The organism is Frankia sp. ACN1ag (assembly GCF_001414035.1).
Taxonomy (GTDB): Bacteria; Actinomycetota; Actinomycetes; order Frankiales; family Frankiaceae; genus Frankia; species Frankia torreyi.
Genome location: NZ_LJPA01000019.1, coordinates 1 through 14,968, shown reverse-complemented (window position 1 = coordinate 14,968; position 14,968 = coordinate 1). Strand labels below are relative to the sequence as shown.

The 14,968-nt window shown below is 73.1% G+C and carries 15 protein-coding genes and 3 pseudogenes; 5 read left to right on the top strand and 13 right to left on the bottom strand.

Annotation, left to right across the window (positions count from 1 at the left end):
- Positions 1–23: 23 nt before the first annotated feature.
- Positions 24–986, bottom strand: a complete 963-nt coding sequence (locus UK82_RS17935; RefSeq protein WP_236706078.1) for a DUF5317 domain-containing protein — start codon at positions 984–986, stop codon at positions 24–26.
- Positions 987–1,146: 160 nt separating this feature from the next.
- Between UK82_RS17935 and UK82_RS17930 the strand changes: the two genes are divergently transcribed.
- Both UK82_RS17930 and UK82_RS17925 read left to right on the top strand, forming a co-directional pair.
- On the top strand, positions 1,147–1,377 hold the full coding sequence (locus UK82_RS17930) for a biotin/lipoyl-binding carrier protein (protein ID WP_011607058.1): 231 nt from the start codon (positions 1,147–1,149) through the stop codon (positions 1,375–1,377).
- Positions 1,378–1,586: 209 nt separating this feature from the next.
- Complete coding sequence (locus UK82_RS17925; RefSeq protein ID WP_055408282.1) at positions 1,587–1,781, top strand: hypothetical protein; 195 nt, start codon at positions 1,587–1,589, stop codon at positions 1,779–1,781.
- Positions 1,782–1,866: 85 nt separating this feature from the next.
- Here the strand turns inward: UK82_RS17925 and UK82_RS38430 are convergent.
- The 4 genes and pseudogenes from UK82_RS38430 to UK82_RS17910 form a co-directional block, all read right to left on the bottom strand.
- A pseudogene (locus UK82_RS38430) lies at positions 1,867–2,135 on the bottom strand (biotin synthase BioB); the annotation flags it as partial.
- Between the two features lies 1 nt (position 2,136).
- A partial coding sequence (gene bioB, locus UK82_RS17920; protein WP_396230585.1) for a biotin synthase BioB occupies positions 2,137–2,934 on the bottom strand: 798 nt, incomplete at its 3' end.
- Positions 2,935–3,371: 437 nt separating this feature from the next.
- Positions 3,372–4,088 (bottom strand): dethiobiotin synthase, encoded by a 717-nt coding sequence (bioD, locus tag UK82_RS17915; protein WP_044885349.1) that lies wholly within the window; start codon positions 4,086–4,088, stop codon positions 3,372–3,374.
- Positions 4,085–5,356, bottom strand: a complete 1,272-nt coding sequence (locus UK82_RS17910) for an 8-amino-7-oxononanoate synthase (protein ID WP_173667313.1) — start codon at positions 5,354–5,356, stop codon at positions 4,085–4,087. The genes bioD and UK82_RS17910 overlap by 4 nt, the downstream gene beginning before the upstream one ends.
- 100 nt (positions 5,357–5,456) lie before the next feature.
- On the opposite strand from UK82_RS17910, the gene UK82_RS17905 reads away from it, so the two are divergent.
- Positions 5,457–6,917 carry a sensor histidine kinase gene (locus UK82_RS17905; RefSeq protein WP_173667315.1) on the top strand — a complete coding sequence of 487 codons (1,461 nt, stop codon included), beginning with the start codon at positions 5,457–5,459 and terminating at the stop codon, positions 6,915–6,917.
- A 369-nt stretch (positions 6,918–7,286) separates the two neighbouring features.
- Here UK82_RS17905 and UK82_RS17900 read toward each other — a convergent pair whose 3' ends face one another.
- Positions 7,287–7,535, bottom strand: a complete 249-nt coding sequence (locus UK82_RS17900; RefSeq protein WP_009742166.1) for a WhiB family transcriptional regulator — start codon at positions 7,533–7,535, stop codon at positions 7,287–7,289.
- A 547-nt stretch (positions 7,536–8,082) separates the two neighbouring features.
- Between UK82_RS17900 and UK82_RS17895 the strand changes: the two genes are divergently transcribed.
- Positions 8,083–8,907 carry a glycerophosphodiester phosphodiesterase gene (locus UK82_RS17895; RefSeq protein WP_044885351.1) on the top strand — a complete coding sequence of 275 codons (825 nt, stop codon included), beginning with the start codon at positions 8,083–8,085 and terminating at the stop codon, positions 8,905–8,907.
- 386 nt (positions 8,908–9,293) lie between these two features.
- Here UK82_RS17895 and UK82_RS17890 read toward each other — a convergent pair whose 3' ends face one another.
- On the bottom strand, positions 9,294–10,331 hold the full coding sequence (locus UK82_RS17890) for a diacylglycerol kinase family protein (RefSeq protein ID WP_044885352.1): 1,038 nt from the start codon (positions 10,329–10,331) through the stop codon (positions 9,294–9,296).
- A 328-nt stretch (positions 10,332–10,659) separates the two neighbouring features.
- Here UK82_RS17890 and UK82_RS17885 point away from each other — a divergent pair, with 328 nt between their 5' ends.
- Positions 10,660–11,187 carry a hypothetical protein gene (locus UK82_RS17885; RefSeq protein WP_044885353.1) on the top strand — a complete coding sequence of 176 codons (528 nt, stop codon included), beginning with the start codon at positions 10,660–10,662 and terminating at the stop codon, positions 11,185–11,187.
- A gap of 106 nt (positions 11,188–11,293) precedes the next feature.
- Here UK82_RS17885 and UK82_RS17880 read toward each other — a convergent pair whose 3' ends face one another.
- The 6 genes and pseudogenes from UK82_RS17880 to UK82_RS38420 all read right to left on the bottom strand — a co-directional run.
- Positions 11,294–12,265: an RNA polymerase sigma factor SigF gene (locus UK82_RS17880; protein WP_082121889.1), complete on the bottom strand. Its 972-nt coding sequence runs from the start codon at positions 12,263–12,265 to the stop codon at positions 11,294–11,296.
- Entirely contained in the window at positions 12,262–12,798 is a 537-nt protein-coding gene (locus tag UK82_RS17875) for an anti-sigma factor (protein WP_011607046.1), read from the bottom strand. Before UK82_RS17875 ends, UK82_RS17880 begins: the two co-directional genes overlap by 4 nt.
- A 364-nt stretch (positions 12,799–13,162) precedes the next feature.
- Positions 13,163–13,804, bottom strand: coding sequence for a GNAT family N-acetyltransferase (locus tag UK82_RS17870; RefSeq protein WP_044885354.1), 642 nt, complete (start codon positions 13,802–13,804; stop codon positions 13,163–13,165).
- Positions 13,801–14,325, bottom strand: a pseudogene (locus UK82_RS17865) (dTDP-4-dehydrorhamnose 3,5-epimerase family protein); the annotation flags it as partial. The gene UK82_RS17870 and the pseudogene UK82_RS17865, both read right to left, overlap by 4 nt.
- Before the next feature lies 1 nt (position 14,326).
- Positions 14,327–14,427: pseudogene (locus UK82_RS38425) on the bottom strand (dTDP-4-dehydrorhamnose 3,5-epimerase family protein); the annotation flags it as partial.
- 342 nt (positions 14,428–14,769) lie between these two features.
- Positions 14,770–14,968 (bottom strand): transposase (locus UK82_RS38420; protein WP_236706076.1); only part of this gene is annotated, 199 nt, incomplete at both ends.

Sequence of the window (14,968 nt, the reverse complement as noted above, 5' to 3'; positions counted from 1 at the left end):
CCCTCCGTCAATCGAATGTGGAGTCATCGTGCCAGCCCGGGCCGGCGGGTGGTGACCGACCTGCCCGCGGGGCCCTCACCCCCGCCGTCCGTGTCGCCGTCCGTGGCGTCGTCCGCGTCCCGCCTGTTGGCCGCGTCCCGCCTGTCGGCCGCACGGTGGCCGTCGCCCCCGCCGTCGCCGACCTGCCCGACCAGGTGGACGTTCCCGGCGGACCCGGCCTCGGGGACCACCACGGCGCCCCTGCGTGAGCCGCCGTCGAGCACGTCGTTCGCGTAGGGATGAACGTCGGGCTCATCCCAACCAGCGTGGTCGTCGTGACCTGGCTGGTCGTCGTCGGCGAGGCGCTCGTCGTGGCCGAGCCGGTCGTCCTGACCGAAGTGGTCGTCGGAGCCGATCAGGCCGTCCGCACCGCCGTACCCCGCCGGCGGCGCGCCGGCCAGCGCCGCCTGGCGTCGGGCTCGCAGCGTGCGCCAGGCCCGCACCGGGGTCACGGCACCGAACAGCCCGAGCGCCGCGGCCATCGCGACGTCGCCGATGCTCACCACCGCCGGCGCCCCCGGAAAGGGCAGCGGAATGATGTCACTGAGCAGCCGCAGGCTCGTGCCGTCCCCGGCGGGGGTGTGGAAGGCCGAGGTGAGGATGTCGTCGATCGAAACGCCGGCCCGGCCCGCGCCCCACAACGACACCGGCATCTGCCCGCCGTTCGCCGTGATGACGGCGGCGTTGGCGATGATGCCGGTCACCAGCAGCCCGAGCCCGGGCAGTCGGTTGTTCATGCCGGCGAACAACGCGGCAAGCACCGCCGCCACGATCCAGGCGGGGCTGTGCAGCGCCGGGACGAGCCCGCCCACCGCCAGTACCAGGACCACCGCGGCGAACAACCACGGGCGCAGGACGTGGACGCGGGCGAGGGCGCCGAGGGTTCCGCCGCGGGCCAGGCCGACGCCCAGCCCGCACACCAGGGTCAGCACGAGAAGTACAAGCACATCCGTAGTCTGCGGGGTTACGCCGGACAGTCCCAACACCGGGCGGTCGAGTCGCCTCTGTGCTGCGGTGCGAACACACCTGTGGGCGCAGGGCAGTTGGTCCGGGTGACCGGGGGCACTAGGCTCTTGCCAGGTTCGACCCGCCGCTGAAGGGAGCCCGATGGCCGAGGAAGTCCGCGCGGAGATGGTGGCCAACGTCTGGAAGGTCGTCGTCGGTGTGGGTGACCCGGTGGCCGCCGGTGACGCCCTCGTCATCCTCGACTCCATGAAGATGGAGATCCCGGTGATCAGCGAGGATGGCGGCACGGTCGCCAGGATCGCGGTCCAGGAGGGCGATGTCGTCCAGGACGGCGACCTGATCGCCGTGGTCGAGCCGGTCGCCGCGGGCTGAGCCCCGCCCGGTTTCATCCGGGGTTGAAGTACCCGGGCCGGTCCATCCGGCCCGGTTCATCCCGGTTCATGCCGGCCCGTTCGGGCCGGCCCGTTCCGCCCGGCGCCCGGCGTGACCATCGGGCCCGCCGGGATCCGCGGCGAGCCGCTTGCGGGTCGGCCCCGCCGTCGGCTACGGGCTGCGTCGTGCCATGCCCTAAGCTGACGTTCGTGGACGCTTCGTTCTGTGACCGTTGCGGTCAGTTGGCCAGTGTGGGCAGTCATGAGGCGTGCGCGCGGGCCCGTGAGCTCGAACCCCCGCGTTACTGCCGGGTCTGCCGGCGGCGGATGGTGGTGCAGGTGACCCCCGCGGGCTGGTCGGCGCGCTGCACCGAACACGGCCTCAAGACGGCCACCAACGCCTGATTCCGCCCCGCCCGCCCCCCGCCAGCCCGCCCCCGGCCAGGGCCCGCGCCGCGCGCGAGCCGGCCGGCCGGAGACGGGCGCAGTCCTACAGCGTGGCCTGCAGCGACTTGATCGGCATGCTCAGGTCGGCGAGCATCTTCAGATCCGACTCGGCCGGCCGGCCCAGCGTCGTCAGGTAGTTGCCGACGATCACGGCGTTGATGCCGCCGAGCATCCCCTGCGCCTCCAGATCGCCCAGGGTGATCTCCCGGCCGCCCGAGTAGCGAAGGATCGTCCGGGGCAGAGCCAGCCGGAACGCGGCGATGGCGCGCAGCGCGTCGCGCGGCTGCACCGGCGGGTAGTCGCCGAAGGGGGNACCCGGCCGCGGGTTGAGGAAGTTCAGCGGCACCTCGTCGGGCTCCAGCACGGCGAGCTGGGCGGCGAGCTCGGCCCGCTGCTCCAGCGACTCCCCGACCCCCAGGATCGCGCCGCAGCACAGTTCCATGCCGGCCGCGCGCACCATCTCGCAGGTCTCCCAGCGCTCCTCCCAGCTATGGGTGGTGACGACCTTGGGGAAGTGCGAGCGGGACGTCTCGAGATTGTGGTTGTAGCGGTGCACACCGATCGCGGTGAGCTCGTCGACCTGTTCCTGGGTCAGCATGCCCAGCGAGCAGGCGACATTGATCTCGACGGCCGCGCGGATGGCCGCGACCCCCTCGCGGACCTGGGACATGAGCCGGGCGTCGGGTCCGCGAACGGCCGCGACGATGCAGAACTCGGTGGCGCCGGTGGCCGCGGTCTGGCGGGCCGCCTCGACCAGCGAGGGCACGTCGAGCCACGCCGAGCGCACCGGCGAGTCGAACTTGCCCGACTGCGAGCAGAAGTGGCAGTCCTCCGGGCAGCCGCCCGTCTTCAGGCTGATGATGCCCTCGACCTCGACCTCCGGCCCGCACCAGCGCATCCGGACCTCGTGGGCGAGCGCGAGGGCGTCGCCCAGGTACTCGTCGGGCAGCCGCAGGACGGCGAGCACGCCAGCCTCGTCGAGCCCCCGCCCGGCCTCGAGCACCTCACGCCGGGCGTGGGCAAGCAGAGCGGCCGGGTCCTGCCCGGCGGCGGCCGGCGCCGGCGGTGGCACCGTCGCCGGGGCGGTGTGCGCGGTCACGGGTGCGGTCACGGGGGCCTCCAGGCGGGACGTCGGCAGAGGAGATGCGCTCGGTGGTGGTGGGTCGGCTCGTCGTCGGGTGGGCTGATCGAACCGGTGTCTCGGTTCGGCTTGTCCGGTTTGCTAGTTGTATTGGGATTTGTCGATATTCGCGGGTGGGCTTGTCGTCGGATCGGTCGGAGCGCGCCCTCCATTGTCGAACCCGCGCCCGTTGCGCCGCCCGGTTTTCCCGCGCGACGTCGGGCACGTTCGTCACCCGCGTCCGTCCTCCGTGCATCCAGCGGGCCGGCAGTCGGCAGCCGCCGCCGGCCTCCGCCGGCCATCGGCTCCGCCAGCCATCGGCTCCGCCAGCCATCGGCTCCGTCGCCGCCTACCGCCTCCTACGCTCCCTTGCCTTTCTACAGGGACAATGCGGACGGGTAGGCCTGTGGAAACGCAAGGGAATCGCCCTATAGGGGGTGGCGTGCACGGAACTGCCGTGCACGGAAGGTACCGCCGAGGGCGGGTTCGAGTGACTGCCGGGCCGTCGCCAGGAACTCGGGCCGGCTCAGCAGGGCGGCGCCCGCCGGCAGGGCCCCGGCCAGCGGTCGGCCGGCCAGGTCGGTCAGGTCGGTCAGGTTGCTGCGGCAGGCCAGGTCCGGCTCGCGCGGCCAGGATCCGATGACGACGCCGGCGAGGTCGAGGCCGCGGTGGGCCAGCGCCTCCAGGGTCAGCGCGGTGGCGTTCAGCGCGCCGAGTCCCGCCGCCGTCACGACGAGCACCGGCGCCGCGAGCAGCCGGGCGAGATCGGCCAGGGTCGCGCCGTTGTCGTCGTAGCGCACCAGCAGACCGCCGGCCCCCTCGACGAGGACGAGGTCGTGGTCGGTGGCGAGCTTGCCGATCCGGGCCGCCACGTCGCCGAGGTCGACGGCGGGTCGTCCGGCCCGGCGGGCGGCGGCCGCCGGCGCGAGCGGGTCGGGGTAACGGGCCAGCTCGTGGACGTCGCGGATGCCCGCGAGCCCGGCGACCAGATCGACGTCTCCCAGCTCGTCGGGCCGGACCCCGGTCTGCGCCGGCTTGACCACCGCGACGGCGTGGCCGCGGTCGTGGGCGAGCGCGGCCAGCGCCGCGGTCACCACCGTCTTGCCGACCTCGGTGCCGGTACCGGTGATCACCAGCAGCGTCACCGGGCGGGCACCTCGGCGGCGAGGACCCCGGCGGCGGCGAACGCCTCGGTCGCGAGTGTCAGGTCGGCGTCGCTGAGATCGGCGCGGGCGGCCAGCCGCAGCCGGCTCGTGCCCGCGGGCACCGTCGGCGGCCGGAAGCAGCCGACCGCCACCCCGTGCGCCAGGCAGGTCGCCGCCGCGGCCACCGCCGGCTCCGGCTCGCCGACGAGGACCGAGACGACCGCGCCGGCCGGGCGTGGCGCCCCGGTGAGCGCGGCGAGCTCGCCGGCGCGGCGCTGGACCGCGGCGGGCAGCTCCGGATGGGCCCGCAGGTGCGTCAGCGCCGCCAGCGCCCCGCCGACGCTCGCCGGGGCGAGGCCGGTGTCGAAGATGAAGGCGCGGGCCGTGTCGATGAGGTGCTCGCGGACGGCCGCCGTGCCGAGGACCGCGCCGCCCTGGCCGCCGAGTGCCTTCGACAGGGTGACCGTGGCCACCACGTCCGGCTGGCCGGCGAGCCCGGCGGCGGCCAGCGCGCCGCGTCCGGCCGGGCCGACCACGCCGAGCCCGTGCGCCTCGTCGACGACGAGAACCGCCCCGTGGGCGCGGGCCGTGGCGTGCAGCTCGGCGAGGGGAGCGGCGTCGCCGTCGGCGGAGAACACCGACTCGGTCACCACGAGCGCGCGGCGCCAGCCGCCGGCGGCGAGGGCGGCGGTCACGGCGGCGACGTCGCCGTGCGGGGTGATGGCCACCCGCGCCCGGGACAGCCGGCAGGCGTCCACGATCGAGGCATGGTTGAGCGCGTCGGAGACGATCAGGTCGCCGGGGCCGGCCAGCCCGGTCAGGCAGCCCAGGTTCGCCGTGTAGCCGGAGGAGAAGACCAGCGCCCCGGCGAAGCCCACGTGGTCGGCGAGCGCCGCCTCCAGCTCGCCGTGCAGGGCGGTCGTTCCGGTCACCAGCCGGCTGCCGGTGGATCCCGTGCCCCACTCCCGCAGGGCGCGCGCCGCCCCCTCGACGATCGCGGGATGGCGGCCGAGGCCGAGGTAGTCGTTGCTGGCGAGGTCGACGCGAACCTGGGAACCATCCGCGGCGGGCGTCAGGGTGCGCGGGCGCAGCCGGCGGCGCAGGCCAGCCACCTCGCGGCTCCAGGCATGATCGGCAAGCCAGGCCAGCGGATCGGCCGCGGGCGGGTCGCCGGTGGGCTCGGTGGTGGTCTTCGCTACGCTTGCGGCGGTTTGTGGCTCCGTGCGCGTACCGGGAACCACGGCCGCGGCGGCGTTGTCGACGGTCACGACGGCGAGCGTACGGGCCCGGAGGGTCCCGCGGGGGTGCCCGCCAGCTCGCAGCCCCGGTCCGTCTGGCAGTCTGCGACCCGTGGGAACCCTCGCCGACATGCTGCGCGCGAGCACGGATCTCAGCGACGACGACATCGACCACCTGCACGCGCTCGTCGCGGACTGGGCTCTGCTCGCCGACCTCTCCTTCGCTGACCTGCTGCTCCTCGTGCCCGTCCGTTCCGGTTCGGGTTCGGGCCGGGGCCATACCAGCGGGACGGAGTTTCTCGTCGTGGCCCAGGTCCGACCCACGACCGGCCCGACCGCCTACCACAACGACGAGGTCGGCAGCGTCGTCATCAACCGGTGGGTGGTCCAGAACGCCTGGCGGGAGCACCGCATCGCCCGGGAGGGCGAGCCCGAGTGGGACGGCGGGGTGCCGGTGCGGACGGAGGCGATCCCGGTCCGCCACGGCGACGAGGTGATTGCCGTGCTCGCCCGCGACACCAACCTGGTCAATCCCCGCACCCCCAGCGATCTGGAGTCCTCCTACCTGCAGGGCGCCAACAACCTGGCCCTGATGATCGCCGAGGGTGCCTTTCCGTTCCGCGGGAGCTCGGCCGAGCTGCCGGAGTCACCCCGGGTCGGCGACGGGATGATGCGGCTCGACGGTGCTGGCAAGGTCATCTTCGCCAGCCCGAACGCGCTGTCGGCGTACCGCCGCCTCGGCTACACCGGCAACGTCACCGGGGAGGACCTGCGCACGGTGCACCGGGCGCTGAACCTGCCCGCGACCACGCCCGCCGTCTGGCATGCGATCGGCCGGCGCCGGCCGGTGGAGGTCGAGGCCGGGGTCGGCAGCACGGTGGTGATGTTGCGGGCGATCCCGCTGTTCCCCGGGTCCACCCGGGAGGTGCTCGTCCTCGTCCGGGACGTCTCGGATCTGCGTCGGCGGGAGGCGCTGCTGCTGAGCAAGGACGCCACCATCCGTGAGATCCATCACAGGGTCAAGAACAATCTTCAGACGGTGGCCGCGCTGCTGCGGCTGCAGATGCGTCGGACCAAGGTCGACGAGGCACGATCGGCCCTGCGGGAGTCGGTGCGCCGGGTGACCTCGATCGCGGTTGTGCACGAGACGCTCTCGCAGAGCCTGGGCGAGAGCGTGCCGTTCGACGAGATCGCCGACCAGATCACGTCGGTGACCGTCGACCTGGCGTCCACCGGTGCGCGGGCGAACACCCGCAGGTCGGGTTCCTTCGGGCGGCTGCCCGGTGAACTCGCCACGCCGCTGGCCCTTGTGCTTTCAGAGCTTCTGCAGAATGCTGTAGAACATGCGTTCGATGGCTCGGCGGGTTCGATCGAGATCCGCGTGCAGCGCCTGGTGGACCGGCTGGACGTCGTCGTCGCCGACGACGGGGCCGGCCTGCCGGAGGACTTCCAGCTCGAGCACTCGCCCCGGCTGGGGCTGCAGATCGTCCGTCAGCTCGTGCTCGGTGAGATGCACGGCACCATCCGGCTGCAGGCCGGTCCGGAGCGCGGCACCGAGGCGCTGCTGTCCATCCCACTTTCTGAAAGTTGAGTGTTTAGGGCGCGCGCGCGGGGGTATCCCCCAGGTTGTGTCCCTCGCTCGCGGCTGGTGTGGCGATGTCCCGCGCCCGTGGGCGGGGGGCGAAGGGGTCGTGGCGGGGGCCGAAAACATTACGGCCGCCCCGTCCGCGTCGCGCCGCATCGCTGCGGCGGACGCGCGGACAGAACGGCCGATGCTGCTGCCAGCCACCCCCGTGCCCGGGCACGGGTCATGGCATGGCGTCGTGCGGGGACCGCTGTGGTCCGCCGATAGTGCGAGGTCCGGCGGGCAGGATCTACCGCGGGTGGTTGGGGTGATGCGGACGTGGCACGTCCTTGGAGCCCCCCGGTCCTCGGCGCTGGGCCACCGGGGGTCGTGCACTCAGGCGGTTCGCACCCGCAGACGGACCTGGCGCTTGAGCGCCCGGCGTTCGTCCTCGCTCAACCCGCCCCAGACCCCGGAGTCCTGCCCGGTGTCCAGTGCCCAGTTGAGGCAGTCACTGGTGACTGCGCACCGCGCGCAAACGGCCTTTGCCTCTTCGACCTGGCGTTCCGCCGGACCGGTAGTACCGATCGGGAAGAAGAGCTCGGGATCCTCGTCACGGCAGAGCGCTCTGTGGCGCCAGTCCATGCGTCCAACTCCCTCTCTCGTCTCGGGCCACACTGCACATGAGACGCTTTGCGAGCCGCTACGGTTGTGCCGCGGATGAAAATTAAGTGAGCAGGTTGTCTGCTCGGCCCCGTCGGCGGGCCGTGGAGCGGGTTCCTGGCTGTCGGTGAGCCCGGGTGCACGTGCATCCACCTCGGACATTCGCCACCCTCCCACCGGAACGGGCAGGGGCGCAAGAACCTGCAACCGTCTTCACACCCTGCCTGGCCTGCACTTGTCCGGCAGGGACACAGATGGGCCACGGGGTGCGACCGTCTCCGACGGTTGCTGAAGCGCCACAGAAGTCCTGGTTGACAGGGGATGCGGTGGCATGGGCCGGCTGTCGTCGGGTCGGTTTGCGAGGCACACGGCGGGTTCTTCCCGATCAAGCGGCCGGCTTCATGCCATCTGGGCATCGGCGTTCGTCTGTGCGCATCCGGGTTACTCCGGTTACTCCGGCCGCGGCTGGGCGGCGTCCTCCCCGCCTGCCGTGACACGCTCGGCCCGCCGGAGATGGCAGGGTTGGGCCATGGAGGTTCTCGGTCATCGCGGTAGCAGGGTTCCTGGCCCGGAGAACACGGTCGAGGCTGTGGACGCGGCGCTGTGTGCCGGGGCGGACGGCGTCGAGATCGACGTCCGCCGCAGCGCCGACGGGGATCTGGTATGCGTGCACGACGCCCGGCTGTCCAAGCCGGCCGGGCGGGCGATCGTCCGGCAACCCACCGAGGCGCTGCGCGCCCGCGGCATCCCGTTGCTCGACGAGATCCTCGACGTCTGGGCCGGCCGCGGCCGGCTGATCTGCGAGATCAAGAACCAGCCCGGCCAGCCGGACTTCGACGCCCCCCGGGAGCGCACGGCGCGGGCCCTCGCCGAGCGGCTGCGTGCCCGGGGCTGGACGGGGCCACGGCCCACCGTGGCCGACCTCGACGCCGGCGCCGGCGGCATCACGGTGTCGTCGTTCGACTGGTTCGCCATCGAGGCCCTGCGCGACGCGGAGCTGGCCGTCACGACGGCGTTCCTGACGATGCCGCGGATGTCCGTCAGCGGCGGCCTCGCCTACGCTCGGTCCGCGGGCCACGCCGAGCTGCATGCCCACACCAGCGCCGTGCTCGGCTCGCCGGACGCGGGCGCCCGCGCCCGACAGGCCGGCGTACGCCTGGTGACGTGGACAGTCACCGCCGTCGACGCCGCCCGCCGGCTACAGGACGCCGGGGTCGCCGGGGCGATCTGCGACGACCCGGTCGAGATCCGCCGAGCCCTCGGCGCCCCGCCAACCCCGGGCACCTCGCCCGCCCCGGGCATCTCGCGTGGCGCGGACACGCCGCACGGGGTGGAAGCCCCCCAGGACGACTGAGGCGAGACGGGAACCACCCCTCCCCACTCCTGATCGTCCCGGCAGGGATTACGGCCGAAATGCGGCCACATCGTGTCGAGGAACAAGGGCGGCATTCCGGGCGCGGACCGTGCTCGAGCCTCGGCGCGATTCCGTACACGATCGATCACAGCGGCTGGCGGGCGCCCGAACGGTGCCCGGAATCCGGACCGTGGACGGCGGGTCGCCCGTCGGCGTGGGCTTCGGACGTACTCGTCCGACTCGTCTGACTCGTCCGAGAAATCGCGACACCTGCCGCCAATGCGGGCGGACCTGCGCAGGCCGGACCGTGTCGGCGGAGCCGCCGGGTGGGGTGGCCGGCGGGCAGGCCGGTCGGCGGGCAGGCCGGTCGGGGCCGAGGCGGCTGGTCAGGCGATGACGCGCAGGGCCCGCGGGTGGTGGGTGAGCGTGACGTCGACGTACTCGCCGAGGTACTCGCCGTCCATCTGCAGCGGCAGCGGGTGGTCCGCGAGGAACCGGATCACGGCCGCGTCGTGGCGGCGCACGACGTTGCGCCCGTGCGGACCGCGCCCGTCTCCCAGGATCTGCGAGGCCGTGCGCAGCACGCTGGACAGCCGCACCCGGCGCAGCGCCAGCAGGTCCAGCCCGGTGTCGAACGACGCCTCGGGGCAGGCCAGCACCGGACGGGAGTTCAGGTAGGTCCACGGGCGGGTGTTGCAGACGATGCCGAGGGCGATGCGCTCCTCGGCGCTCCCGGCCGCCTCGGCGTCCGCCTGCCCGGAATCGGCCGGCACGCTGGCGTCGGCGGGGAGAGCGGCGTCGGCGGGGAGAGCGGCGTCGACGGGAAGGCTGTGGGCGTCGGTCGTCTCCAGGGTGATGGGCGGGGCGCCCCGATCGGCGCCGCGGGTCACCTGGCCCGCCGCCGTCCGCAGGAACAGGCCGGCGCTGTTGCGGCGCCCCTTGCGCCGCTTCTCCTCGGCCTGCGCGACCACCCGCGCGTCCAGCCCGATGCCGAAGCAGAACGTGAACCAGCGGCCCTCGTCGCCGTACTCGGCGCGACCGATGCTGATCCGGCGGCTGCGCCCCTCGCGCAACGCGTCCAGCAGCTCGCCGGTCGCCTCCACCGGCGAGGCCGAATATCCCAGGGCCCGAGCGAACACGTTCGTGCTGCCACCCGGCACCACCGCGAGCGCTGGCCCGTCGTCGATCGGGCCGTTCTGAAGCAACCCGTTGGTGATCTCGTTGACGGTGCCGTCCCCGCCGAGCGCGATCACCACGTCGACGCCGAGCTCGACGGCCCGCGCCCCCAGCTCGACCCCGTGGCCGCGGCCTTTGGTCAGCACGGTCTCCATCGCGACGTCCGCCGCGAGCGCGCTGGCGAGGACGTCACGAACACGTTCGGTTGTGGTGGTGGCGACGGGGTTGACGACCAGCAGCCCTCGCATGCCTCTACCGTAGTCCGCCCGCCCATCCCGGGCGGCGGCTGGGAAAACTCTCACATCGGTGAAACCGGGGGGCCCGGGTGTCAGCGTCGTCGCGATCGCCGGATCCCACACTCGGTCGCGAATCGGTACAAATCCCCTGCAACGGGCGCACGGGGGAGTCGGGTGACGGCGGAGTCGTGTAACGGCAACGGCGACCCCGTCCGCGCCCGGCTGGGCAGCGGGGCGCCGGGTCCGGGTCCGGGACCGGGAGACCGGTCGGGCCGCCTGGGAGACCGTTCTGGTCGCCTGGAAGACCGGTCTGGCCGCTGGGAGACGTAGTGTCGGAACCATGGGATCCACGAGCCGTCCCGGGCAGCCGGCCGGCGGCCGGTTCGACGAGCTGCGTGAGGCCGCGCGCACGGCGTCCGTGCCGGCCTGGGTGGCGAGCGTTCTGCTTGCCGCCGAGGCGCTCGTCCTGTTGGCGCTGGGCGTCCTGCAGGTGCTGCGCGGATTCGGTTCCGACATCGACGACGTCGGGCGCGCCGAGACCGGTGGGGTTCTCGCGATCCTCGGCGCCGTGGGCGTGGCCGTGCTCGCGGCGGGAGTGCTGCGGCGCGGGGCGTCCTACCGGTCGCCCACGCTCGTCGTGCAGATCCTCTGCCTGCCCGTCGCCTGGGGGCTGGTGCAGGCCGGCGACTACGGCTACGGCATCCCGCTGTTCGTCGTCCCACTCGTGATTGTCGTGGCCCTGCTGGCCTCGGTCGGGTTCGGTCCGTCGGCCGCCAGCGCCCGCGGCCCCGCCACCCACGCGGGGCAGGACGAGGACGCCGGACGCGGCGACGGCAGGCAGGTGCCGCGGGGGCCGCAGCGTCCCTGAGACAGGCGCGGTACGCGTTCGTGAGGTTGTGGCGGTCCTGCGGCGGTACGCGACCTGGCGAGGCCAGATGACCGGAGCTCCACCAGATGACCGGAGTCGGAGGGGTCTAGCCGTCCTCGAGCAGGCCGCGGCGTAGCTGGGCCAGGGTCCGGGCCAGCAGCCGGGACACGTGCATCTGGGATATTCCGAGCTCGGTGGCGATCTGCGACTGGGTCATGTTGCCGAAGAAGCGCAGGAGCAGGATGCGCTTCTCCCGCGGCGGGAGCTTCTCCAGCAGCGGCTTGAGCGACTCGCGGTACTCCACGCCCTCCAGGGATTCGTCCTGGACGCCCAGGGTGTCCGCGACGGCGGGAGCCTCGTCGTCACCGGAGTCCGGCGCGTCGAGGGAGACCGCCGAGTAGGCGTTGGCCGATTCGAGCCCCTCGAGGACGTCCTCCTCACTCATCTGCAGATGCCGGGCGATCTCGCTGACGGTGGGGGAGCGGCCGAGTGTCTGGGACAGCTCGGACGTCGCCTTCGTCAGCGAGAGCTTGAGCTCCTGCAACCGGCGGGGAACCCGGATCGCCCAGCCCTTGTCGCGGAAGTGACGCTTGATCTCGCCGACGATCGTCGGGGTGGCGTAGGTGGAGAACTCCACCCCGCGCTCCGGGTCGAACCGGTCCACCGACTTGATCAGGCCGATCGTGGCGACCTGGACGAGATCGTCGAGCGGCTCACCGCGGTTGCGGAAGCGCCGGGCGAGGTACTCCACCAGCGGCAGGTGCATCCGGACGAGCTGGTCGCGGATGGCGGCGCGTTCCGCGTCGCCCTCGGGCAGCTCGGCGAGGCGCACGAACAGCGCCCGGGCCATCGCCCGGTCGGGAGAGTGGGTGCGTTCGGTGCCCTCGCGCTCGGGTTCGGCGCTCGGCGCCGGCTGGGCCGCGACCTCGGTGCCGAGGTCCGGCTCCTGGCCGCGCTCGGCGGGATGTTCGTCCAGGGCAGCCCCCCGCTGGCTCAGCGCGGCCACCGGGTCCACCGCGGGGGTGTCATGGGCGGCTGCCGTACGGGGCGGAGTCGGAGTTCTGCCGGTTGACGTCACGGTGTACCTACCGCGTCACCCAATGGTGTCTGGTCGGCCGCACCCGATCCGCGGACGTGTCCCGCCGGCGGCTCGCCGAGATCCGCCCGCACGCCCCGGCGTTTCTGCAGCGTGATGCTCACCTTGTTGCCCGGGCCGGTGGAGGTGTCCACATCCCCCGCGAGGGCCTTGAGCACCGTCCAGGCGAAGGTGTCCTCCGACGGGGGCTCGCCGTCGAGGCTCTCGACCGTCACCAGCACGTGCATCACCCCGGGCGAGAGCGTGAACGTGCAGTCGAGCGACGACCCGGGCACCGCCGAGACGAGCAGCAGCGCGCACGCCTCGTCCACGGCGATCCGCAGGTCCTCGATGTCGTCGAGGGTGAAGTCGAGCCTGGCCGCGAGGGATGCCGTGGCGGTGCGCAGGACAGTCAGGTACGCACTGGCCGCGGGCAGGGTGAGCGCGACGACGTCGCGCAGTCCGCCGGAGTGGGCGGTTTGGCTGTCGATGGTGTCGGAGTTCTCCGCGCCGCCGGTCGAAGGCGTCGGATCCACGTTCCTACCCCCAAAGAGCCTGCATAGTGCGAGGAGGAACCCTCGCGGGTGGTCCGCCGGCCGGAGCCGGCCGAACGATGATGTTGTGAATGACTGCCTTCCCGCTCACCGACGGCATCATGCATCTCCGCGGCGGCCGTGACGTCCCTCATGGCCGGTCGCGATCCGCTCCGTCGGCGGCCGGCGACGGCCACCGCCTCCACCGTACCCAGCCGCCGGTGGGTCCCGCAGGTCGGGTGATCGTAAGCCCTCGCCGTCGGCGCCCTTCCGTGCCTGGCCGGCGCCGGTGCCGACCAGGCACGCGGGGCCCAGAAACGGGGACGAACCGCCGGGTCGGGCCCCGATCCGGGCCGAAGCGGCGGGATCAGGCCGGATCGGCGGTGCCGGCGCCGGGGCGAGGGCGGCCCAGGGCGGCGAGATCGGTGAGGGCGTCGCCGTCCACCCGCCAGGTCGACCACCCGGTCAGCGGCCGCGCCGCCAGCGAGCGGTAGAACGCCTGCGCCGGCGTGTTCCAGTCGAGCACGGCCCATTCGAGCCGCCGGTAGCCGCGCTTGACGCAGACCGTGGCGAGTGCGGCGAGCAGCGCCCGGCCATGGCCGCCACGGCGGTGCTCCGGCCGCACGAACAGGTCGATCAGGTGCATGCCGGACTGGCCGGTCCAGGTGGAGAAGGTCGGATGCCAGATCGCGAAGCCCACGACGGGGGGTGGATGCGCCACCCCGGCCGGAAGCGCACCGCCGGTCGGGAGTGGGCCCCCGGACGGGAGCGGCCCCCCGGTCGGAAGTGGTCCCCCGGACGGGGGTGGTCCCCCGTCCGGGGTGGCACCCGCGGGTGGTTGGTCGGCCGTGGCCACGAGGCAGTAGGCGGCCGGGATCGGGCCGAACAGGGCGGCCTGCAGATCGGCCGGGGTCATGGCGACCCGGTCCGCTTCGCGCTCGTAGCCGGCGAGCGCCCGGACCAGCTCCAGGACGACCTCGACGTCCCCGGGGCCGGCCACCCGGATCATCGTGATCCGCCCGCCACGGCGCCGGCGGCGCGTAGCTCGTCGTAGAAGGCCAGGCAGTCGCGGTAGGCCGGCAGCAGGCCCGCCGACTCTGCCTCCTTCAGCGAGGGGGCCGAGTCGTCCTTCTCCGACAGCAGCGGCGTGAGATCATCGGGCCAGGGCAGCGCCAGATCGGGGTCGAGCGGGTTGACGCCGTGCTCGCGACCGGGGGTGTAAGGCGTCGAGCACAGGTAGGAGATCGCCGCGTCGTCGGTCAGCGCCATGAAGGCGTGCCCCAGGCCCTCCGAGACGTACAGGCCCCGCCGGTCGACGTCGTCGAGCAGGACCGAGGCGAAGGTGCCGAACGTCGGCGATCCGGTGCGGATGTCAACGACGCAGTCGAGCACCCGCCCGCGCACGCAGGTCACGTACTTCGCCTGACTGGGTGGCACCTGAGCGTAGTGCACGCCGCGAAGGGTTCCGGCCCGGCTGACGCTGTGATTGGCCTGCGACAGGGTCAGCGGATGGCCCACGACCTCGGCAAGNGCGTCGGAGCGGAACCACTCCAGGAAGGTCCCGCGGCTGTCGGAGTGCTGACGCGGGGTGAACACCCAGGCGTCTGGAACCGATAGTTCGCTGATCTCCACGACAGCGAAGGTACCGGTTCNACCAGTTGCCTCCCCGCAGGCCGGACCGTCGGGTCGGCGCGCGTTGGCGCGCAGGGGTGGCTCGTGCGGAGCGCCGGCTCCGATGATGCGGCCGGTGTCGTGCGCCGACGTCCACGGTGGGGGCAGCGGCGACGGTGGGGGCAGCGTCCACCGTGGGGTCTAGAAGATCACTGAAAATCTTGCGGGGTGCTGGTGGGGGTGGATGGCCGTGGTTTAAGGGGGTGCGGCGGTCAGGGNCCAGCCGTTGGTGCTGGTGTGGGNGAGTCCGAGGTTGATCAGCCGGCGGAGGNTGAGNGCGGCGGCGCGGTGGTGGAGCCAGGNGTCGTTGCGGGTCACGCCGCGGTAGGGCACGCGGCGGTTGCCGTGGGCTACCAGCCAGGCGATTCCGCGTTCTACCGGGGGACGCCAGCGGCGGTACTCGTCCTGCCATGCCGGGTTGGTGGCCTCGCGGCGGGCGGCGGCCAGCTGGGTGTGCTGGGGGTGGATGGTGAGGGTCCGTCCGGTGGTGGATGTGGTGCAA